The organism is Neisseria sp. P0008.S010 (assembly GCF_051962715.1).
GTDB lineage: Bacteria > Pseudomonadota > Gammaproteobacteria > Burkholderiales > Neisseriaceae > Neisseria > Neisseria elongata.
Genome location: NZ_JBQCVA010000307.1, coordinates 1 through 267, shown reverse-complemented (window position 1 = coordinate 267; position 267 = coordinate 1). Strand labels below are relative to the sequence as shown.

Below are 267 nucleotides of genomic sequence, written 5' to 3'. Positions count from 1 at the left end.
CCTACGGGTGGCTGTCGACCGGGACTGAAGTTGCGATGCTGAGAAGGTCGAACTGCGCTTTGGATCCGTCAGATGGGCCTCTTTGATTTCCTCGGCGCTCATGCCTCAGCCATTTCGCATTCGCGGATTGAGGTAGAAGGTGGCGAGATCGACGAGCAGGGTGATCAACAAGAAAATGAACGCGAAGGTCAATATGACGCCCTGAATGAGGGGCAGGTCTCGATCCAGCACCGCGCCAAGGGAAAGGCTTCCGATACCCGGGTAGTC

General features: G+C 56.9%; 1 protein-coding gene. It reads right to left on the bottom strand.

The annotated features are described in order from the left end of the window. Nucleotides 1–105: 105 nt before the first annotated feature. Nucleotides 106–255, bottom strand: a complete 150-nt coding sequence (locus ACTHSL_RS13710; protein WP_440381728.1) for an ABC transporter permease subunit — start codon at nt 253–255, stop codon at nt 106–108. Nucleotides 256–267 lie beyond the last annotated feature (12 nt).